18 protein-coding genes and 1 pseudogene are annotated in these 21,130 nt (G+C 67.8%); 6 read left to right on the plus strand and 13 right to left on the minus strand.

All coding sequences use genetic code 11. The annotated features are described in order from the left end of the window. A complete protein-coding gene (locus tag LK409_RS14695) occupies window positions 1-828 on the plus strand; it encodes an N-acetylmuramoyl-L-alanine amidase (RefSeq protein ID WP_010926949.1) in 828 nt (275 codons plus the stop codon). On the opposite strand, the gene msrQ is transcribed toward LK409_RS14695, so the two are convergent. The 4 genes from msrQ to LK409_RS14715 all read right to left on the minus strand — a co-directional run bounded on the left by msrQ (window position 825) and on the right by LK409_RS14715 (window position 4,250). Further along, the gene (gene msrQ, locus LK409_RS14700) at window positions 825-1,487 is read right to left on the minus strand and encodes a protein-methionine-sulfoxide reductase heme-binding subunit MsrQ (RefSeq protein WP_010926950.1); all 663 of its coding nucleotides are present in this window, start codon (window positions 1,485-1,487) and stop codon (window positions 825-827) included. The genes LK409_RS14695 and msrQ overlap by 4 nt on opposite strands. A gap of 7 nt (window positions 1,488-1,494) precedes the next feature. Beyond that, entirely contained in the window at window positions 1,495-2,454 is a 960-nt protein-coding gene (gene msrP / locus LK409_RS14705; protein WP_003813837.1) for a protein-methionine-sulfoxide reductase catalytic subunit MsrP, read from the minus strand. Window positions 2,455-2,610: 156 nt separating this feature from the next. Then, window positions 2,611-3,282 carry an HAD family hydrolase gene (locus tag LK409_RS14710; protein WP_003813838.1) on the minus strand — a complete coding sequence of 224 codons (672 nt, stop codon included), beginning with the start codon at window positions 3,280-3,282 and terminating at the stop codon, window positions 2,611-2,613. Between the two features lie 2 nt (window positions 3,283-3,284). Then, window positions 3,285-4,250, minus strand: a complete 966-nt coding sequence (locus tag LK409_RS14715; protein WP_003813839.1) for an RluA family pseudouridine synthase — start codon at window positions 4,248-4,250, stop codon at window positions 3,285-3,287. A 507-nt stretch (window positions 4,251-4,757) separates the two neighbouring features. Here LK409_RS14715 and LK409_RS14720 point away from each other — a divergent pair. Continuing rightward, window positions 4,758-7,883: a ribonuclease E/G gene (locus LK409_RS14720; RefSeq protein WP_010929005.1), complete on the plus strand. Its 3,126-nt coding sequence runs from the start codon at window positions 4,758-4,760 to the stop codon at window positions 7,881-7,883. Between the two features lie 75 nt (window positions 7,884-7,958). On the opposite strand, the gene LK409_RS14725 is transcribed toward LK409_RS14720, so the two are convergent. From LK409_RS14725 to LK409_RS14755, 7 genes and pseudogenes are all read right to left on the minus strand, one after another. Continuing rightward, entirely contained in the window at window positions 7,959-9,026 is a 1,068-nt protein-coding gene (locus LK409_RS14725) for a linear amide C-N hydrolase (RefSeq protein WP_010929006.1), read from the minus strand. A 256-nt stretch (window positions 9,027-9,282) separates the two neighbouring features. Continuing rightward, window positions 9,283-9,819: an acyloxyacyl hydrolase gene (locus LK409_RS14730; protein WP_003813842.1), complete on the minus strand. Its 537-nt coding sequence runs from the start codon at window positions 9,817-9,819 to the stop codon at window positions 9,283-9,285. Between the two features lie 209 nt (window positions 9,820-10,028). Beyond that, window positions 10,029-10,907, minus strand: coding sequence for an acetyl-CoA carboxylase, carboxyltransferase subunit beta (gene accD, locus LK409_RS14735; protein WP_003813843.1), 879 nt, complete (start codon window positions 10,905-10,907; stop codon window positions 10,029-10,031). Window positions 10,908-10,943: 36 nt separating this feature from the next. Then, the gene (trpA, locus tag LK409_RS14740) at window positions 10,944-11,801 is read right to left on the minus strand and encodes a tryptophan synthase subunit alpha (RefSeq protein WP_010929007.1); all 858 of its coding nucleotides are present in this window, start codon (window positions 11,799-11,801) and stop codon (window positions 10,944-10,946) included. A gap of 3 nt (window positions 11,802-11,804) precedes the next feature. After that, complete coding sequence (trpB, locus tag LK409_RS14745) at window positions 11,805-13,004, minus strand: tryptophan synthase subunit beta (RefSeq protein WP_059565546.1); 1,200 nt, start codon at window positions 13,002-13,004, stop codon at window positions 11,805-11,807. 109 nt (window positions 13,005-13,113) lie between these two features. Further along, window positions 13,114-14,265 (minus strand): acetylornithine deacetylase, encoded by a 1,152-nt coding sequence (gene argE / locus LK409_RS14750; RefSeq protein ID WP_041937268.1) that lies wholly within the window; start codon window positions 14,263-14,265, stop codon window positions 13,114-13,116. A gap of 76 nt (window positions 14,266-14,341) precedes the next feature. Continuing rightward, window positions 14,342-16,555, minus strand: a pseudogene (locus tag LK409_RS14755) (RelA/SpoT family protein). Between the two features lie 83 nt (window positions 16,556-16,638). On the opposite strand from LK409_RS14755, the gene LK409_RS14760 reads away from it, so the two are divergent. Then, window positions 16,639-17,472, plus strand: a complete 834-nt coding sequence (locus LK409_RS14760) for a M90 family metallopeptidase (RefSeq protein WP_003813848.1) — start codon at window positions 16,639-16,641, stop codon at window positions 17,470-17,472. Continuing rightward, the gene (locus LK409_RS14765) at window positions 17,469-17,978 is read left to right on the plus strand and encodes an NAD(P)H-dependent oxidoreductase (protein WP_003821327.1); all 510 of its coding nucleotides are present in this window, start codon (window positions 17,469-17,471) and stop codon (window positions 17,976-17,978) included. The genes LK409_RS14760 and LK409_RS14765 overlap by 4 nt, the downstream gene beginning before the upstream one ends. A 194-nt stretch (window positions 17,979-18,172) precedes the next feature. Here LK409_RS14765 and LK409_RS14770 read toward each other — a convergent pair whose 3' ends face one another. Both LK409_RS14770 and pncB read right to left on the minus strand, forming a co-directional pair. Further along, on the minus strand, window positions 18,173-18,523 hold the full coding sequence (locus tag LK409_RS14770; RefSeq protein WP_003813850.1) for a RidA family protein: 351 nt from the start codon (window positions 18,521-18,523) through the stop codon (window positions 18,173-18,175). Between the two features lie 51 nt (window positions 18,524-18,574). Beyond that, window positions 18,575-19,750, minus strand: a complete 1,176-nt coding sequence (gene pncB, locus LK409_RS14775; RefSeq protein ID WP_033459649.1) for a nicotinate phosphoribosyltransferase — start codon at window positions 19,748-19,750, stop codon at window positions 18,575-18,577. 166 nt (window positions 19,751-19,916) lie between these two features. Here pncB and fdxA point away from each other — a divergent pair, with 166 nt between their 5' ends. Together fdxA and LK409_RS14785 are read left to right on the plus strand one after the other, a co-directional pair. Next, window positions 19,917-20,240, plus strand: coding sequence for a ferredoxin FdxA (gene fdxA / locus LK409_RS14780; protein ID WP_010931551.1), 324 nt, complete (start codon window positions 19,917-19,919; stop codon window positions 20,238-20,240). Window positions 20,241-20,285: 45 nt separating this feature from the next. Continuing rightward, entirely contained in the window at window positions 20,286-21,083 is a 798-nt protein-coding gene (locus LK409_RS14785; protein ID WP_010929009.1) for a ferredoxin--NADP reductase, read from the plus strand. The last annotated feature ends 47 nt before the right edge of the window (window positions 21,084-21,130 follow it).

Raw genomic sequence — 21,130 nt, forward strand, 5'->3', positions numbered from 1 at the left:
ATGTCCTGGATCACCCGCGCCGCGCCGATCGCCTGCCTGCTCGCCCTGGCCGGTTGCGCCGCGCGCGGCCCGGCCGGGCTGGACCTGGACACCTCGATCACGGCTGTGAGCCAGAGCAGCCGCGTGCGCGCCGTCGTGCTGCACTACACCAGCACGGGCAACGAGAATTCGCTGAAGATCCTCTCCGAGCGCAAGGTCAGCGCGCACTACCTGATTACCGACACGCCGCGCCCGCGCGTCTACCGCCTGGTGGACGAGACCCGCGCCGCCTGGCATGCCGGCATCAGCGCCTGGTACGGCCAATCGACCATGAACAGCACGTCGATCGGGATCGAGCTGGTCAACCCCGGCTGGACCAATGGCGAGGGAAACTGGACGCGCGGCGGCCATGGCGATACCGACAGCCGGCACTGGGCGCCCTACTCCGACGCGCAGATCGAAACCCTGATCGTGCTGTTGCGCGACATCGTGGCGCGGCACGGCATCGCGCCGGAGAACATCGTTGGCCACAGCGACATTGCCCCGCAGCGCAAGGTCGACCCCGGCCCCCTGTTTCCATGGCAGCGGCTGGCGCAGGCTGGCCTGGGCCGCTGGTACGACGAGGCCGGCGCGGCCGCCCACCTGGCCCGCCTGCAGGCCGAGGGCATACCGGACATTGCCTGGTTCCAGGGCCAATTGGCCCGCCTGGGATACGCCACGCCGCAATCCGGCGTGCTCGATACGGCCACCCGCAACGTGCTGGCCGCGTTCCAGATGCACTATCGGCCAGCGCGCCACGACGGCCAGCCCGACGCCGAGACCGCCGCCATCATGCTGGCGCTGCGCTAACGGGCGGCGCCGCGGCGCCGCCACCAGGCCGCCACCCGCCATCCCAGCAGCAGGGCCAGCACCGAGCCATAGAGCAGCGGCTGCTGCAGATCGTTCTTGCCGGCCTTGTGCCACCAGAAGTGCAGGATGGCCAGCAGGCCGATGGCATAGACCGCCCGGTGCAGGACCTGCCAGCGCTTGCCCAGCTTGCGCATGGCCCACTGGGTCGAGGTGGCCGCCAGCGCCGCCATCAGCACGAACGCGGCAAAACCCACGGTGATGAATGGCCGCTCGCCCACATCCTGCAGCATGGACACCGGATCCAGGCCGCGATCCCACCATACCCAGGCCAGGAAATGCAGGCTGCCGTAGAAAAACGCAAACAACCCGCACATGCGACGCAGCCGCACCAGCGCGGGCTGGCCGGTCAACCGCCGCAGCGGCGTGATCGCCAGGGTGACCAGCAGGCACACCAGCGTCCAGGTGCCGGAGGACCGGGTCAGGAATTCGACGGGGTTGGCGCTCAGGCCGTCGTTGGCCCCCAGCCAGAACCAGCGCGCGAAAGGCAGCAGGCCGGCAACGAACAGCAGCGGCTTGATGCGCCCGATCGCGCGGGCTGTCAGGGGGGCGGCCGGCACGGCCCGCGCGGCGGCGCTCGCCTTGATCGCGTCATCGGCCATGGGGACCTCAGTAGTTGGCCCGCAGGTCCAGGCCCTGGTAGAGGCTGGCGACCTGCTCGGCGTAGCCGTTGAACATCAGGGTTTTGCGCTTGGGACTGAACAGGCCGTCTTCGCCGATGCGCCGCTCGGTTGCCTGGCTCCAGCGCGGATGCGGCACATCCGGATTGACATTGGCGTAGAAGCCGTACTCTTGCGGCGCGGCGTTCATCCAGGAGCTGACCGGCTGTTTTTCCACCAGCCGGATGGCCACCAGCGACTTGGCCGACTTGAAACCGTATTTCCAGGGCACGGCCAGGCGCACGGGCGCGCCGTTCTGGTTGGGCAAGACCTTGCCGTAGACGCCGAACACCAGCATCGTGAGCGGGTGCAGGGCTTCGTCCAGCCGCAGCGCCTCGACGTACGGCCAGTCGAGCACACTGGAACGCACGCCCGGCATGGTGTCGCGCTGCACCGCGGTGACGAACTCGACATACTTGGCGTTGCCGGTGGGTTCGACCCGCTGCAGCAGCGTCGACAGCGAATAGCCCACCCACGGAATCACCATGGACCAGCCCTCGACGCAGCGCAATCGGTAGATGCGCTCTTCCATGGGCGCCAGCTTGAGCAGATCGTCGATGGCGTAGACGCCGGGCTTGCCGACCTCGCCTTCGATCGCGATTTCCCACGGCCGGGTACGCAACCGGCCCGCGTGGGCGGCCGGATCGCCCTTGTCGAGGCCGAATTCGTAGTAATTGTTGTAGGTGGTGACGTCCTTGAAGGACGTGGGCTTGTCCACCACCGCATAGCGGGAATTGGGCGCGCCCGGCAAGGCGGCATCCTGTGCGAAGGCCGCGCGCTGCGCCCAGCCGGGCAGGCCCAGCGCCGCGGCGGCCAGGCCGGCGCGCGCAATCCAGTCGCGCCGTCCCTGCCAGACCGTCTCGGGCGTGATCTGCGACGACGGGATATCAGAGGGCTTGCGTATCAGCATGGAGATCTCCGGTGTAGGCGGGCATGCCGCCCGCTCTTACCCAAATAGACGGTGGCGTGCGCCGCGCTATTCCGTCGCCGGGCGACGGCAGCGCGCGCATGGCGCCGATCCAGGTAAGACAGCGCACCGCGCCGGCCGTTCCCGCAGCCGGCTCGCCTACACGCTCTCGATGCGGCCCGGCGAGCGCGCCAGCAGCCATTCGCGCAACACGGCCACGCTGTCGACCACCGCCTGCGGGGCACAGGCCTCCAGCTCCGCCAAGGTATGGGCGCCATAGGCGACACCCAGGCCGTGCACGCCGGCGTTGGCCGCCATCTGCAGGTCGTGCGAGGTATCCCCCACCATCACCACGGCGTCGGCCTCGTGCCCGAGCTCGTGCATGAGTTCCTGCAACATCGCCGGGTGGGGTTTGCTGAAGGTTTCATCGGCCGTGCGGGTGGCGTCGAACAGCGGCCCGAGCCCGGTGGCGGCCAGGGCCCGGTTCAGCCCGACGCGGCTCTTGCCGGTGGCGACCGCCAGGCGGACGTCCTGGCTGGCCAGGTCGGCCAGCAGTTCGCGCACGCCTTCGAACAGGCGCAGCTCCGGGTCGCGCAGCAGGTAGTGGGTCCGGTAGCGCTCGAGAAAACGCGGCACCATGGCCTGCGTCAATTCGGGCACGGCCCGGCGCAGCGCGCTTTCCAGCGACAGGCCGATCACCCAGCTGGCCGACGACGCCGACGGCACAGGCAGATCCAGATCGCGGCAAGCCCCCTGTATGGCCGCCACGATGCTGTGAGTGGAATCCATCAAGGTTCCATCCCAATCGAATACCACCAACGAATAACCCATGGTCAGGCCGTCTCCAGTTGTTTCAACAGCTTGAGGCAGGCGGGCGGCAGGTCCGCCGTCAAGCGCAAGGTTTCTCCCGTGAGGGGGTGAGGCAACGTCAGCTGGTGTGCGTGCAGGAACATGCGTCCGAACCCGCGCCGCGCGAACGCGGCCCGGGTTTCATCCGTCCCGTATTTATCATCGCCGACAATGGGAAAGCCGCTGGACGCCAGATGCACGCGGATCTGGTGGGTGCGGCCGGTGCGCAGCTCGGCGTCGACCAGACTGTAACCGCCAAAACGCTTCCTGAGCGTGACAATGGTGTGGGCGGCCTGCCCCGCCTGGTCGACCCGTACGCGGCGCTCGCCGGACTGGGTGGTCCATTTGGTCAGCGCCAGGCGGATGTGCTGGCGGTCGTTGACCCAGTCGCCCTCCACCAGCGCCAGATAGTGCTTGTCGCCCTTGCCTTCGCGCAGCATGGCGTGCAGCGCCAGCAGGGCGCTGCGTTTCTTGGCGAGCATCAGCAGGCCGGAGGTCTCGCGGTCCAGGCGGTGCACCAGCTCCAGGAAGCGGGCCTGCGGACGGGCGGCCCGCAACTGCTCGATGACGCCGAAGGACACGCCGCTGCCGCCATGCACCGCCACGCCGGCCGGCTTGTCGATGACCAGCAGCGCATCGTCTTCGTACACGACGGGAAATTCCGCGCCGGGAACCGGCCTGGCCGCGCCCGGGTCGGGCAGGCGCAGCGGCGGTACCCGTACGACGTCCCCCTCGACGAGGCGGTATTCGGCCGAGATGCGTCCCTTGTTTACCCGCACTTCACCGCCGCGGATGGCCTTGTAGATATGGCTCTTGGGGACGCCCTTGCACAGCCTGAGCAGGAAATTATCGATGCGCTGGCCATCGTGCTCGGGGCCGATTGCCAGCATGCGGACAGCGGGTGGCGTGGTGCCAGGGGAAGTTTCTTTGCGCATTGCGGAAAGCGACATATAATCGGGACAGCCTTAAGGGGCTGAACAGCCGCCTGGCGTTGAGATGCAATATTCGTTAGCGTCTCCGTCGGACGCGCAGGCCGCATTGTACTGCCTGCTCGTTCAGCTCCGGGGTCTCTTGGTCGCCGGCGCAAGCGCGGCCTGTCGGACGGTGGTGTGGCACGATGCCCGCCTTCCTGGCAGCCCCCTTGCAAGCCGCAAGCGTCTCTGAAGCAACGCAAAAATCGTCGCAGATTTAAATAAAGCACCAGGTGCGTACGGGTACCCAATCCCGCCGCAACTGACGTTCACAGCACTCATCCGTCAACCACTCAGTGAAGCTGACCCTCCTGCTGCCCGAACCCCGTGCCCTACGGCACGACGTGCCCGCCTGACCCGCGGCGGATACGCCTGGGCGGCCGCCCAGGTACGGTCCGCATTCTCTTGCCCGCTTCAGTCCGCAGCCCGAGTGACCCGAGGTCACGCGCCGATATCGGCGCGTCATGACAACGGAGAACACCACTCATGAAGCGCATGCTGTTTAATGCGACGCACCAGGAAGAACTGCGCGTTGCAATCGTCGACGGCCAGAAACTGATCGATCTCGACATCGAGACTGCCGGTCGCGAACAACGCAAAGGCAACATCTACAAAGGCGTCATCACCCGCATCGAACCCGGCCTGGAAGCCTGCTTCGTCAACTACGGCGAAGACCGCCACGGCTTCCTGCCGTTCAAGGAAGTCGCGCGCAGTTTCTTCAAGGAAGGCGTGGACGTGCGCACCGCACGCATCCAGGACGCCCTGCGCGAAGGCCAGGAGCTGATCGTCCAGGTCGAGAAGGAAGAGCGCGGCAACAAGGGCGCCGCCCTGACCACGTTCATCTCGCTGGCCGGCCGCTACCTCGTCCTGATGCCGAACAACCCGCGCGGCGGCGGCGTATCGCGCCGCGTCGAAGGCGAGGACCGCCAGGAACTGCGCGACACCATGGAGCAGCTCGATGTCCCCCAGGGCATGAGCATCATCGCGCGCACCGCCGGCATCGGGCGCAACGTCGACGAACTCCAGTGGGACCTGTCCTATCTGCTGCAACTCTGGACCGCCATCGACGGCGCGGCGCGCGACAATGCCGCCCCGATCCTGATCTACCTCGAGTCCAGCCTCGTCATCCGCGCGATCCGCGACTATTTTTCGCCCGAGATCGGCGAAATCCTGATCGACACCGACGAAATCGCCGACCAGGCCACCGCCTTCATGAGCGTGGTCATGCCGGACAACGTCCAGCGCGTCAAACGCTACCGCGACGACATCCCGCTGTTCTCGCGCTTCCAGATCGAACACCAGATCGAAACCGCGTACTCGCGCACCGTGCAGCTGCCCTCGGGCGGCGCGGTGGTCATCGACCACACTGAAGCCCTGGTTGCCGTGGACGTGAACTCGGCCCGCTCCACGCGCGGCGCGGACATCGAGGAAACCGCGCTGCGCACGAACCTGGAAGCCGCCGAGGAAGTGGCCCGCCAGTTGCGCCTGCGCGACCTCGGCGGCCTGATCGTGATCGACTTCATCGACATGGAGGACCGCAAGAACCAGCGCGCCGTCGAACAGCGCCTGCGCGATGCCCTGCATTTCGACCGCGCCCGCGTCCAGATGGGCAAGATCTCGCGCTTCGGCCTGATGGAGCTGTCGCGCCAGCGGCTGCGTCCGGCGCTCAACGAAGGCTCGCACATCACCTGCCCGCGCTGCAACGGCACCGGCGTGATCCGCGACGCCGAGTCCAGCGCCCTGCACGTGCTGCGCCTGCTGCAGGAAGAAGCCATGAAGGAAAACACCGCGGCGGTGCACGCCCAGGTGCCGGTCGACGTGGCCACCTTCCTGCTGAACGAAAAGCGCGCCGACATCACCAAGATGGAAGCCCGCCTGAAGGTCAACCTGGTGCTGATTCCCAACAAGCACCTGGAGACGCCGCACCACCATATCGAACGCCTGCGCCACGACGATCCGCGCCTGGAAAAAAGCAAGACCAGCTTCGAGCTGGCCGAGGCCCCGGCCACCGACCTCACCTGGCAGCCGCGCGAGCACGAGATCAAGGCGCGCCCCGAAGCGCTGGTCAAGGGCATCACGCCCGCGCAGCCAGCCCCGGTGTCCACGCCCGCCCCCGCCAAGGCGCCTGCCGCCGCGGCGGCCACCCAGGGCGGACTGGGCGGCTGGTTCAAGCGCCTGACCTCCTGGCTGGGCGGCAGCGCCGAACCGGCCAAGACCGAAACCAAGTCCGAAGACGAAAAGCGCGGCGCGAACCGTGCGCGGCGCGCCCACGACGGCCAGGACCGCCGCGGCGAACGCCACGGCTCGGACCGCAACCGCCATCGCCGCAATGAGCCCCGCGGCGACCACGCCGAGAGCGGCGACGCGCGTCATCACGTGCGCGGCGGACGACGCCAGGAAGAGCGCGGTGAACGCGGCGAGCGTGGCCAGAAGGAAGCCCGGGCCGAACGCGAGCAGACCCAGCAACAGCAGGCAGCCGGCCAGCCGCGCCAGGAACGCCCCTCGACCGCCGAGACCGGCGAAGAAGGCGGCCGTGGCCGTGGTCGTCGCGGCCGCGGACGTGGCCGTCGCGAGGAAGGCCAGACCGACACGCCCATGACCGAGCAGGAAAACATGGTGGCGGCACTGGCCGAAACCGTGGCTGCCGCCCTGCCCGAAAAGCGCCAGGCGGCGCCCGCGCCGGCGGCCGCCGCTGCCGCGGCCCTGACGGTGGCCGAAGCCGCCAGCAGCAATGAGCTGGCTCCCGTGGCCGAGGATGCCGACGGCATCGACGGTATCGACGCCAATGTCGACGCCGGCGCCGAAACGGGTACCGATCCCGAGCGCAAGCGTCGCCGTCGTCGCAGCCGCCGTGGCCGCCGCAGCCAGGAAGACGGCAGCACGGTCAATGCCGAAGGCGTCGAAGGCGCCGACGACGAGCAGGTCGACGCGCCGGCGGGCGTAGCGGACATCGAGACGCCTGCCCAGCCGGCCGAGTCCGAGACCGTGGCCGCCCCCGTGGCAGTCAGCGTGGCCGCCGACGAGCCCGCCGCCACGATCGAGACCGCCGCCGCCGAGCCTACCGCGCCGCAAGCTACCGAGGCGCCCCGGGCCGAACCCGTGGTTGCAGCCGCCGACACCGCCCCGCAAGCGGTCCAGCCCGTGCAAGCGGAACTGACGCCGGTCGAAACGCCGCAGGCGCAAGCCCAGCCGGCTGAGCCGGCAGCGGCCGCCCCGGTGGAAACGGCTCCGGTCGAAACGGCTCCGGTCGAAACGGCCCCGGTCGAAACGGCTCCGGCGGCAACCACCCCGGTCGAGCCTGCCGAGCAGGCCGCGGCCCCGGTTGAAGCCGAAGCGCCCGTCGCTCAGCCCGAAAAGACGCCCGAGCCCGCCGCCGTCCGTCCCGCCGAAGCCATCGTGGTGCCCGCGCAAGCGGCCGCACCGGCAACCGGCGCGCTGCACGACGTCCTCGACGCCGCCGGCCTGACCTGGGTCGAAACCGATCCGGAACGTCACGCGCAAACCCAGATGCGCATCGCCGCGGCCGCCGCGCCGGTGCGCCTGGGCCGCGAGCGCAAGCCGGTGGCTTCGGTTTCCAACGAACCGTTGGTGCAAGTCGAAACGCGTCACTGACGCACAAAGCGGGTTGCGGCAGCGCCGCAACCCGCTTTTTCCTGCTGTGCCCCACCCGCGCGCAATGCGCGGCGCTCAGAGCCCCAGGAACTTGAACGGCGCGGCCTGCTCGAAATGCGCGTTGGCCTGGCCGGAATAGATATGGGCCTGATCGGGGCCAAGATCCAGCTTCATCACCTTCCCGCTTTCCGCCGAGAAATCCAGCGCGCCCAGATCGATCCAGAAGATATTGGGGGTCAGCGCCGACTCGAAGAAGTAGCGCTTGCGCTTGTGGTCGGCGACCGTGCGCCAACGCGTCGATGAAATATTGGGCTGGTCGGGCGTGGTAATGCCATACGGCACGGAAACGTTGCGGATCACGCTGAATACGCTGGCTATCGCCTCGACCGGATCCTCGCTCTTGGGAATCGCGTTCACGTAGAAATACGCGCGCGCGTAACGGTCCGATGCCCGGTTCGTGCCGGGCAGCATCACGGTGCCGCCGATCTGCTTCCAGTATTCGTTCAGCGCCAGCTGCTTGTCGAAGGTCGGCGAGTTGGTCATCACCTGGTAGGCGCGGTTGTGGTGGATGACCTGCTTGCCGTCGATATATTCGATGATGGCGCTGTCGCCGCTGGCGTCCGACAAGGACAGATGCAAGGTGGCCGGCCGCTGCTCGCCGGGCACATTGTCCGTGACGACGGTGAACGGCTCGCTCGCCAGCGTATCGACGGCTTCGCGCACGCTCGCGAAGTTGTCCAGCACATATTGCGCCCAGGCGGCCAGGGTCAGCCCGGGTGTCTTGCCATCGTATTCGGGGTACGAGGACTCGGCCAGCCACAGCACGTTGGCGACCAGCCCGGCCTCGTTCATGCCGTCGGTGGTCGAAATATCGTAGCCCGATGCGATGACGCTGCCATGCTTCGACGTCCACTGGATCGAATTCGGTCCGGCCTGCCCCGAGCGCTTCATGCCGCGCGGAAAGACCCACAAGTTGGTCCCGACATCCACTTTCCAGTCCATCGAACGGGCGGTGATCACCTCGTCGTTGGCGCCATGGTAGACAAAGCGCGTGCATGCCGAGGCCGCTGGCGTAGCCAGCAGGCTGGCGCATAGAAACAAGGCGGCACCGATCGTGCCAGGCCTGGATCGCCGGAAAATCATGAAACTTCTCCTCGGGTGCCTGTCCCCGCAGGAAAACTGGCACCCGCCAATTCCTCAGGTGCCTGTCCCCGCCGGGACAGGCACCCCGCCATACGCCATGTACGCTAGCCTGCCAAAACGGTATCTGTCCCCGCATGGGGACAGGCATCCGGCACTGCCGCGCCGTGCGCCTCGATACTACCCGATGGGTTCAGAAAAAAACCCGCCAGTGCGCCGGCGGGTTTGCAATGATTTGCTGCCCCATCGGCGGCCTTGCTCAGAACTGGTACGTATAGGTCAGCTGCACGATATCGAGGCCGGGGTTCGGTTCCTTGATGCCGGCGTTGGAGAAGTGCGAATAGCGCAGGCCGATGCGGTTGCTGGGCGTCAGCAGGAAGCCCAGCCCGATATGGTCGCCAAACTGGAAGGCCGAACCGATGCGCTTGTCGGCGAAGCTGGTGCTGCTGAAAACCGTGGCGCCGATGCCGGCCTCGATGTAGAAGCGCTCGCCGGTCCACCAGCGGAACATCGGAATGGCGCTGGCCTGCCACACGTGGCCGGGCGAGCGCGAGCCGTCGGCCCACCAGTACGACGCGCCCAGTTCGGGGGTCAGGTCCAGGCGGCCCCAATTGCCGCCGAACTGGTGGCTCCAGAGCGTGGGGGTTTCGTAGTTCAGCGTGACGCGCTGATAGTGGTCGCCAATACCGTAGTGCAGGCTGACCCCGCCCTGAGTGGGCTGCGCCTGGGCGGTGGCACATGCCAGAGCCAGTGTAACGATGCCGAACAGGGGCTTGTTTTTCTTGAGAAATTGCATGAACGCTCCACAAAATCTGCGAATTCGATACGCGCTAAACCTTAGCAGAAAATGTCCGCGGCCAGCACGGACATCTGTCTTAATCTGGCAACACTGCGTCCCGGAATTCGACATCGCGCGGTACAGTGCCGCCGCATTCCTCGCATGCATGGAAAAATGACAACGCCCGGCCTGGGCCGGGCGTTCGCAGGCACTGCCGGCGGGCAGCCTCAGGCGGCAGCCACGATGTCGGCCGACTCGTTGCCAAGCAAGGCCAGCAGGCGGGCGATTTCCTCGCGCAACTGGCGCCGGTCCACCACCATGTCGATGGCGCCCGTCTTCAGCAGGAACTCGGCGCGCTGGAAGCCTTCGGGCAGCTTCTCGCGCACGGTCTGTTCGATCACCCGCGGGCCGGCGAAACCGATCAGCGCCTTGGGTTCGGCAATCACCACATCGCCCACGAAGGCAAAGCTGGCCGACACGCCGCCCATGGTGGGATCGGTCAGCACGCTGATGAACGGCAGCCCCGCGGCCGACAGGCGCGTCAGCATGGCGTTGGTCTTGGCCATCTGCATCAGCGACAGCAGGCTTTCCTGCATGCGCGCGCCGCCCGAGGCGGCCACACAGATGAACGGCGTCTTGTTCTCCAGCGCGGCCTGCACGCCACGCACGAAGCGCTCGCCCACCACCGAGCCCATGGAACCGCCCATGAACTCGAATTCGAAGCAGGCCAGCACCGCCGACACGCCGCGGATCGAACCGCTCATGACGACCAGCGCATCGGTCTCGCCCGTCTGCTTCATGGCTTCCTGGACGCGTTCGGGATACTTGCGCGAGTCCTTGAACTTCAGGGTATCGACCGAGCGGGTGGTCTGGCCGATCTCGACCCGGCCCTCGATATCGAGCAGGGAGTCGATACGCGCGCGCGCACCGATGCGCATGTGATGGTCGCATTTCGGGCACACATGCAGATTGGCGGCGAGGTCTTCGCTGTACAGCACCGATTCGCACGAGGGACATTTGACCCACAGCCCTTCCGGCACGCGACGCGCGCCGCTGTCGCTGTTCTTGTTGATGCGCGGGGGCAGGAGTTTCTCGATCCAGCTCATAGGTTGGTATCCCGTAGGTGACTTGCTTGCGCGGGCTCAGGCCGGCGCGTTTTCTCGTTTGACGTCATCCAGCGCCAGCCGGATGGTGTGCAGCCATTGCTGCGCCGCCGCGATGGCAGCCTCGTTTTTCTGGTCCGCGCCGGCCTGGGCGCCGGTCTGCTCCATGGTCTCGATCAGCTTGCTGCCGATGACCACGGCGTCGGCGTGCGCGGCGATGCGCTGCGCGCTGGCCGCGTCGCGGATGCCGAAGCCCACGCCCACCGGAATGTGCACGTGGCGGCGAATCAGCGCCAGCTTGCGCGCGACGTCGTCCGTATCCAGGCTGCCCGCGCCCGTGACGCCCTTGAGCGACACATAATAGACGTAGCCGCGCGCCACGCGGCCGATCGCCTCGATGCGGGCCTCGGTGGAGGTGGGCGCCAGCAGGAAGATCGGCGCCACGCCGGCTTCGGCCAGCATGGCCGCGAACTCGTCGACCTCTTCGGGCGGATAGTCGACCACCAGCACGCCGTCGACGCCGGCCGCCTGCGCGGCCTGCGCAAACGCCCGCTGGCCCATGCGTTCGATCGGATTGGCATAGCCCATCAGCACTACCGGCGTGACGCTGTCGTCCCGGCGGAAGTCGGCCACCAGCTCCAGCACGCGGCGCAGCCCGACGCCCTGGGCGATGGCGCGCTCGGCGGCGCGTTGCACCACCGGACCGTCGGCCATGGGGTCGGAGAACGGCACGCCCAGCTCGACCAGGTCGGCGCCGGCGCGCACCAGCGCGTGCATCAGCGGTACCGTCGCCTGCGGCGACGGGTCGCCGGCGGCGATGTAGGGGATCAGGGCCGCCGCGCGGCCGGCCTCGGAAACCCGCGCAAACGCGGCGGCAATTCGGTCAGTGGTAGTCATAGGTCAGAGCTGAAGGCCCGCGCGCTCGGCCACGGTGTGCATGTCTTTGTCGCCCCGGCCGGACAGATTGACCAGGATGACCTTGTCCTTGGAAAGCGCGGGCGCCATTTTCACGGCCTGCGCAATGGCGTGCGCGGACTCCAGCGCCGGCATGATGCCCTCGATGCGGCAGCAATCGTGGAACGCCGCCAGCGCCTCGTCGTCGGTGATGCCCGCGTACTCGGCGCGGCCGCTGTCCTTGAGCCACGCATGCTCCGGCCCCACGCCGGGATAATCCAGCCCGGCCGACACCGAATGGGTTTCCTGCACCTGGCCGTCGGCATTCTGCATGACATAGGTGCGGTTGCCGTGCAGCACGCCGATCTGGCCCGCCGCCAGCGAGGCCGCATGGCGGCCGGTTTCCATGCCCTCGCCCGCCGCCTCGACGCCGATCAGGCGCACGTTCTCGTACGGGATATAGGGATGGAAAATGCCCATGGCGTTGGAGCCGCCGCCCACCGCCGCGACCACATAGTCGGGCTGGCGGCCGATGACTTCGGGCATCTGGGTCAGGCACTCCTTGCCGATGACGGTCTGGAAGTCGCGCACCATGCGCGGGTAGGGGTCGGGCCCGGCCACCGTGCCGATGATGTAGAACGTATTCTCGATGTTGGTGACCCAGTCGCGCATGGCTTCGTTCAGCGCGTCCTTCAGGGTGCGCGAGCCCGAGTCCACCGGCACCACCGTGGCGCCCAGCAGCTTCATGCGATAGACGTTGGAGGCCTGGCGGCGCACGTCCTCGCTGCCCATGAACACCACGCATTCCATGCCATAGCGGGCCGCTACCGTGGCCGTGGCCACGCCGTGCTGGCCGGCGCCGGTCTCGGCGATGACGCGCGGCTTGCCCATGCGCCGCGCCAGCAGCGCCTGGCCGATGCAATTGTTGACCTTGTGCGCGCCCGTATGGTTGAGGTCTTCGCGCTTGAACCAGATCTGCGCGCCGCCCAGGCGCTGCGACCAGCGGCTGGCGTGGTAGACCGGGCTGGGCCGGCCGACGAAATGCTTGAGCTCGTAATTGAACTCGTCGATGAAGCTGGGATCGACGCGGCACTGGTCATAGGCCGCGCGCAGCTCGTCTAGGGCGTGCATCAGCGTTTCCGCCACAAACACACCGCCATAGGGGCCGAAATGGCCCCGGGCATCCGGAAGGTCGTAAGGTTTCACCAGGAATCTCCCCGGGGTGCCGCCGCGCCAGGCGCGGCGGACCGGTTTCGCAACCCGTCATTTTACCCGAGAGGCGCGCCCCCGGCCGGGGATGCCTCCCCGGACGTCGCTAGAGCGACTGTCCGAGCCGCCGCAGGAAGGCCTCGCAGGCGGCCAGCTGGTCCAGCGCCACGTATTCATCGGGCTTGTGGGCCTGTTCGATATGGCCCGGCCCGCACACCACGGTAGGGATGCCGATGCCCTGGAACAGGCCGGCCTCGGTCCCGTAGGCCACCTTGCGGGTGACCCGGTCCGCGGTCAGGGAGCGCACCAGTTGCGTGATGGCCGCCTGCTCGGACGCCTCCAGGCCGGGCGCCGCGGCGCCGGTTTCGATGTCGATGCGGGCTTGCGTGTATTCGACGCGCATGCGCGGCAGCAACTCGTCGCGCACGTAGCGCTCGACCTCGGCCTGGATGGCGTCGGCCGGCATGCCCGGCAGGTTGCGGAACTCGTACGAGAACTCGCACAGCTCGGGGATGGTGTTGACCGCGATCCCGCCGTGGATCTGGTTGGTGGTCATGGTCGAGAACGGCACATCGTAGAACTCGTCATACGGGCCGTTGGCCTTGTAGGCGTCGGCCAGGTCGCGAATGCGGCAGATCAGCCGCGCCGCGTATTCGATGGCGTTGCAGCCGCGCGGCGTCAGCGACGAATGCGCCGCCTTGCCATGGACCCGGCAGCGAAACAGGTTGATGCCCTTGTGCGCCACCACCACCTGCATGCCGGTGGGCTCGCCGACCACGCAGCCCTCCGGCTGGATGCCGCGTTCGCGCAGGTCGGCCAGCATGACGGGCGCGCCGGCACAGCCGACCTCCTCGTCATACGAAAACGCCAGATGGATGGGTTTCTTGCGGGGCATCTCCAGGAACGCCGGCACCAGGGCCAGCGACGCGGCGATGAAGCCCTTCATGTCGCACGCGCCTCGCCCGTACAACCGCCCCTCCTGTTCGCGCAAGGCGAACGGGTCGGCGGACCAGTCCTGGCCATCGACCGGCACGACATCGGTATGGCCGGACAGCACGATGCCGCCCTGCTCTGCGCCATCGCTGGCTGGCAGCGTGGCGAACAGATTGGCCTTGGTGCGCTCGGGGTTGTGCGCCAGCCAGGCCTGCACGCCCTGCCGGCCGAGCCAGTCCCGCACGGTTTCGATCAACGCCAGGTTGGAATTGCGGCTGGTGGTGTCGATAGCCACCAGCGTCTCGAGCCAGGTGCGAGTGTCCATGGAATTCCCCGGAACGTGCAAAAGACCTAGTGTAGGGCACGCGGCCGCCCCCGGCGCGCCGTCGTGCGGCAGCCTTTCAGCGGCGCGCCGCCGAGGTGACCCCGGCCACCTCGCCCAGGGCATCGAGCGCCTTGTGCAGCGACTCGCCGCCGCGCACTTCCACCGTGAACACCATGTGCGCCAGCGACTGGCGGCTCTGGGTGTTCACGCCGACCACGTTGAGCCGCTGGCGCGCGAACACTTCCGAGAGGTCGCGCAGCAGGCCCGGGCGATCCTGGGCGCGCACGCTGATATCGACCGGGTAGAACGAATCGCTGGTCTTGCCCCAGGCGACCTCGATGACCCGCTCCGGCTCGCGCTCGGCCAGCGCCTTGTAACTCGGGCAATCGGCGCGATGGATCGAGACCCCGCGCCCGCGCGTCACGAAACCGGCGATCTCGTCCGGCGGCGCGGGCCGGCAGCAGCGAACCAGCTGGGTCAGCAAGGACCCCACGCCCACCACCAGCACGCCGCTCTTGCCGCTTTTCTCGGCGCTGTCGGCGCTGCGCGCGTGCGCAAGCGCGGCCGGCTCGGGTTCGGCCACGGGCGCCGGCTGCTGGAACACCGCGTCGATCTGGCGCAGGCTGAACTCGTCCTTGGCGGCGGCGACGTACAGGTCGTCGGCGCGCGCGAAGCCCAGTCCCTGGGCCAATTGCTCCAGGTTGACCGCCGTCTTGCCCAGCCGCTGCAGCTCCTTCTCGACCAGCGCCTGCCCCTGGGTGATGCGCTGCTGCAGCTCGATGGCGTTGAACCACATGCGCACCTTGGCCCGCGCGCGCGGACTGGCCAGATAGCCCAGCTGGGTATTGAGCCAGTCGCGCGACGGGCCGCCCGACTTGGCCGCGATGACTTCGACGGTCTGGCCGGTGGCCAGGCGGGTGTTCAGCGGCACCATCTGGCCGTCCACCCGCGCCCCGCGGCACCGGTGCCCCAGGTCGGTATGCAGGTGGTAGGCGAAATCGACCGGCGTGGCGCCGGCCGGCAATTCGATCACCCGGGCCTGCGGCGTGAGCACATAGATGCGCTGGTCGGCGCGGCGCGCGGCCTCGCCCTCGTCCTCGACGTCGCTGTTCCAGGCCAGCAGCTGGCGCATCCAGGACAGCTGGCGATCGTATTCGCTGGAGGCGGCCACCTGGCCGCCGCGCGCGCCGGCCTCCTTGTAGCGCCAGTGCGCCGCCATCCCGTACTCGGCGAACTGGTGCATCTCGCGGGTACGGATCTGCACCTCGAAAGCGCGTCCCTGGGCGTCGGTCACCACCGTGTGCAGCGAACGATAGCCATTGGGCTTGGGGCGCGAGATGTAGTCGTCGAACTCCTCGGGCAGCGGCGTCCACATCTCGTGCACCAGCCCCAGCGCCGTATAGCAGGCGCGCACGTCGTCGACGATGATGCGCAGGGCCCGCAGATCGTACATCTGGCTGAAATCCAGCCCTTTCAGGCGCATCTTGTTCCAGATGCTGTAGATGTGCTTGGGCCGCCCGCTTACCTCGGCGACCACGCCGGCCCGCGCCAGCGCCTCCTGCATGCGGGCGATGGCCTCGGCGATGAAGGCTTCGCGCTCGACCCGCTTTTCCTCCAGCAGGTGCGCAATCTGCTTGTAGCGCTCGGGCTCGAGGAAGCGGAACGCCAGGTCTTCCATTTCCCACTTGAGCTGCCAGATGCCCAGGCGGTTGGCTAGCGGGGTATACATGTCCAGCGTCTCGCGCGCGAAACCGGCCGCGCACGGCGTCCTGGTCTCGGCATGCCAGCGCAGGCTCTGCAGCCGCGACGCCAGCCGCATCAGCACGATGCGCAGGTCGGCCGCCATGGCCAGCAGCATCTTGCGCTGCATCTCCTTCTGGGAACCGCTTTCGGCCTCGCTGTCGCTGGCATGGCGCGCCACGATGCCCAGCCGCAGCAGGGCGCGCGCGCCCTGCACCAGCCGCGCCACCTCGACGCCGAACTCGCTGGCCACCGGGTCGTTGCGCAGGGTCGGCGCGGGGGCGTTCAGGTCCGCCGGCAGCGAGGCCAGCACCGCGGCCACGCGGGTGGCCTAGTCGGTATGCAGGCTGGCCAGGATGCGCACCGCGCCGGCGGCATGGCTGGCCAGCGGCTCGCCGGTCAGCGCCTTCTGCGCCTCGAAGCGCGGCCAGGCCCAGGCCGCCGCGTGCGCCAATTGCCGCTGGCCGGCATCGTCCAGCCCGGCGGCGGCCAACTGGCGCCAGGCATCGTCGAACGGCGTAGGCGTATCTGGAGCGGACGTGGCGGACATTGCGAACGGGACGAGCGTACTCGGGTCAATTTTTCCTACACTCTACACTAACGCCAAGAGGCATTTCCAAGGAACTCCAAGTCATGTTGCGATGGCTACGCGGCCGGGGCGCCAAGGCGGGCGAAGTGGCCGCCATGCAGGCCCGCATCCCGCCCGATCTGTGGCGGCGGACGCTGCACGCCTACCCGTTCCTGGCGGCCCTGTCCGAGGCCGAGCGGCAGGCCCTGCAGGCGCGCGCGGCATGGCTGCTGGCGAGCAAGAACATCAACGGCGCGCACGGGCTGGAAATCACCGATTTCATGCGCCTGTCGGTCGCCGCGCAAGCCGCCCTGCCGGTACTGAACCTGTCGCCCACCCTGTACGAAGGCTGGGACGAAATCATCATCTACCCGGCCGGCTTCTCCATCCAGCGCGAGCGCATGGACGAGGACGGCGTCATGCACGAATACATCGAGGAGGCGGTCGGCGAGGCCTGGGAGGGCGGGCCGGTGATCCTCTCGTGGAGCGATGCGGCGGGCTCCGACGGCGCCTTCAATGTGGTCATCCACGAATTCGCGCACAAGCTGGACCTGCTGGCCGGCCAGGCCGACGGGATGCCGGCGCTGGCGGCCCACCCGGACATCGACCCGCGCCAGTGGCGCCGCGTGCTGGAAGACAGCCTGGACCGTTTCGCCGCCGCCGTCGAAGCCGTCGAGCGCGCCATTCCGGCGCACGTCGATCCGGAAAGCCCGCAGGCCGATCCCTGGTATGCGCGCCTGCCGCTGGACCCCTACGCCGCCACCGACGAGGCCGAGTTCTTCGCGGTGAGTTCGGAACACTTCTTCGTCGAGCCGGAGCCCCTGGCCGACGCCCTGCCGCAGTGGTACGCCCTGCTGCGCGCCTACTATCGCCAGGATCCCCTGGCCCGGCTGGCATGAAGACCTTGCTCATCGCCTGGCATTCGCGCACCGGCGCGGCGCGGCAGATGGCACAGGCGCTGGAGCGCGGCGCGCTGGCCGCCGCCCTGGCGCTGGAACAGCCGGGCCAGTTGCGCGTGCGGCGGCAGGCGGCCTCGCGCACCGACGCGGCGGCGCTGCTGGCCGCCGACGGCTATCTGTTCTGCGCGCCCGAGAACCTGGGCAGCCTGAGCGGCGCCATGAAGGAATGTTTCGACCGTTGCTATTACGGCGTGCTCGACCGCATCCAGGGCCGCCCCTACGGCGTGGCCATCAGCGCCGGCACCGACGGCGAAGGCGCGGCCCGGCAGGTCGAGCGCATCTGCACCGGCTGGCGCCTGCGCGCGGCCGCGCCGCCGTTGATCGCGCGCAGCGGCGCGCAAACGCCCGAGCAGATCGCCGCTCCGAAGCAGGTGCCCGCCGACGTTCTGGCTCGCTGCGAGGAGCTCGGCGGCCTGCTGGCGGCCACCCTGCTGATGGGTAGTTGAGGCCCGGACGGCAAGCGCCCGGCAAGATGAGGGCGTCGCGGCACCGGTCGATTCCGCGAGCGCCCGTCCCCGGATGGAGGCTGACGTCCGCGGCGAGGCGTGCCTGTCCCCACTGGGACAGGCACGGCGCTCTACGCCATGAACGGCTGGCTGCCAAGACTGCGCCTGTCCCCGCGGGACAGGCACCCCTGCCATCAGCCGATCGCGGCGGTGACCACGATCTCGACTTTGTAGTCGGGATTGGCCAGGCGCGCCTCGACCGTGGCGCGCGGGGGCGAATTGCCCGGCGCGACCCACGCGTCCCAGGCCTTGTTCATGCCGTCGAATTCCTTCATGTTGGCCACGAAGATCTGGGCCATGAGGATCTTGGTCTTGTCGGTGCCGGCCTCGGCCAGCAGGCGGTCGATGGTGGCCAGTACCTGTGCGGTCTGGCCAGCCATGTCCAGCGAGGCGTCGTCGGGTACCTGGCCAGCCAGGTAGGCCACGCCGTTGTAGACAGCCATGTCGGACAGGCGCTTTTCCACGTTGAAGCGCTTAATGCTCATAAATCACCCCTGATGCATTGATTGGATGGGTTGGCGAAAACAAGCCGGCCTTCAGGCCGGCGGAAGCTGGAACACCTGGCGCAGGTAGGCCAGATAGGCGGGATCGTCGCACATCGTCTTCTCGGGCGCATCCGATACCTTGGCGACCGGCTGCCCATTGCAGCGCACCATCTTCATGACGATCTGCAGGGGCTCGTGGCCCAGGTCGTTGGTCAGGTTGGTGCCGATGCCGAACGACACCTTGCAGCGGCCGGCGAACTGGCGCGCCAGCTCGATGGCGCGCGGAAATGTCAGCGAATCCGAGAACACCAGGGTCTTGGCGCGCGGATCCGCGCGATTGGCGCGGTAGTGCTCGAGCAGCCGCTCGCCCCACACGAACGGATCGCCCGAATCGTGGCGCGCGCCGTCGAACAGTTTGCAGAAGTACATGTCGAAGTCGCGCAGGAAGGCATCCATGCCATAGACGTCCGACAGGGCGATGCCGAGATCGCCGCGGTATTCCTTGGCCCAGACTTCCAGGGCGAACACCTGGGAGTCGCGCAGCCGCGGCCCCAGCGCCTGGCAGGCCTGCAGATACTCGTGGCCCATGGTGCCCAGCGGCAGCACGCCGTGCCGCATGGCCAGCAGCACGTTGCTGGTGCCGGCGAAATGCACCCCCATGCGCGCCTTCATGGTCGAGACGATTTCCTCGTGCCAGACCTTCGAGAAGCGCCGCCGGGTGCCGTATTCCGCGACCCGGAAATCGGCCAGCGCGGGGTCGTCGAGCACCAGGTTCATCTTCGATTGCAGGCGCTTGCGGCCTTCCTCCCAATCGGGATTCCTGCGCGTATTACGAAAATAGACTTCGTTGACGATGGCCAGCACCGGTATTTCGAACAATATCGTGTGCAGCCATGGCCCCTTGACCGTGATGGATATTTCGCCGGGCTGCTCGCCCTCGCCGATGAATATGCAGCGCTCGGGCAAATGGAACAGGCCCAGGAAGTCGACGAAATCGCTCTTGATGAAGCGCAGGCCGCGCAGATAATCCAGCTCCTCGCTGGTGAAGCGCAGCTGGCACAGCTCGTGCACCTCGGCGCGTATTTCGTCGAGATAGGGCCGCAGATTGACGCCCGGAGTACGGCACTTGTAGCGGTACTCGACCTGTGCAGCCGGAAAATGATGCAGCACGACCTGCATCATGCTGAATTTGTACAGGTCCGTGTCGAGCAGCGATGTGATGATCATGATGGCGCGAAACTGTTGCCGCGAAACGTTTCGGCACACCATAGCATACCGCGCGCCGGCGGGCCGGCCACCACTACCGGCGCCAGGGTCTTGGTCGCCCCGCCGGCGCGCATTGGGTAAAATCGCTTCAATAATGCAACGGCCGCCCGGCACCCGGAGTTCCTGAATGACCCACGTAGTCACCGAAAACTGTATCAAATGCAAGTACACCGATTGCGTGGATGTGTGCCCGGTGGACTGTTTTCGAGAGGGTCCGAACTTCCTCGTGATCGACCCCGACGAATGCATCGACTGTGCGGTATGCATCCCGGAATGCCCGGCCAATGCCATTTACGCGGAAGAAGACGTGCCGCAGGACCAGGTCCCTTTCATTGCGCTCAACGTCGAGCTGTCGGCCGAGTTTCCCAGCATCAGCCGGGCCAAGAAGCCGCTCGAAGACGCCGACCAATGGAACGGGGTGCAGGACAAGCTGCAATACCTGGAAAAGTAACCCTCTGTCCGGTCCGCCGCTGCGCGGCCCGGCCGCGCCACGCCGATGACCGATACCAAGTACACGCGCCAGACCATCACCGCCGTCCAGACCTGGGTGCCGGGCAAACTGTTTTCGGTGCGCGTCACCCGAGACCCCGCCTTCCTCTTCCAGGCAGGCCAGTTCGCCCGCGTCGGCCTGCCCGACAGCGACGATCCGCAGGCCGAACCCAGCGTATGGCGCGCCTACTCCATGGTCTCCGCGCCCGAGGAGCCATGGCTGGAGTTCTATTCCATCGTGGTCCCCGAAGGCCAGTTCAGCCCGCGCATGGCGCGCCTGCAGCCCGGCGACGCCCTCTATGTGGAAAAGAAGCCGTTCGGCTTCCTGACCATAGACCGCTTCGCCCCGGGCGGCGACCTCTGGCTGCTGGCTTCCGGCACGGGCCTGTCGGCCTATCTGTCCATATTGCGCGACCCGGCCACCTGGCGCGCCTTCGACCGCATCATCCTCGTGCACGGGGTGCGCAGCGCCGAGGAACTGGCCTATCGCGACGAAATCGAGCAATGGCGCAGCCAGCCCGCGTTCGCCCCCTATTTCGAGGCCGACCCGCGCAAGCTGATCTACCTGCCGATCGCCACGCGCGAGACCCTGCCCGGCATGCCGCAGGCGCGCCTGACCACGCTGATCGCCGACGGACGGCTCGAACAGCTGGCGGGCCAGCCGCTGGACCCGCAGCGCGCCAAGATCATGCTGTGCGGCAACCCGGCCATGCTGGCCGACGCCCGCAAGCTGCTGAGCGAACGCGGTTTCGCCCCCGGCCGGCGCGGCGTACCCGGCAATCTGGCGGTCGAAAACTACTGGTAATCCCCCCTATGGCGGGGGGAATCCGCCATGAGGGGTCGCTTTTTCGC

Origin of the sequence: Bordetella parapertussis (assembly GCF_020735925.1) — a bacterium.
Taxonomy (GTDB): Bacteria; Pseudomonadota; Gammaproteobacteria; order Burkholderiales; family Burkholderiaceae_B; genus Bordetella; species Bordetella pertussis.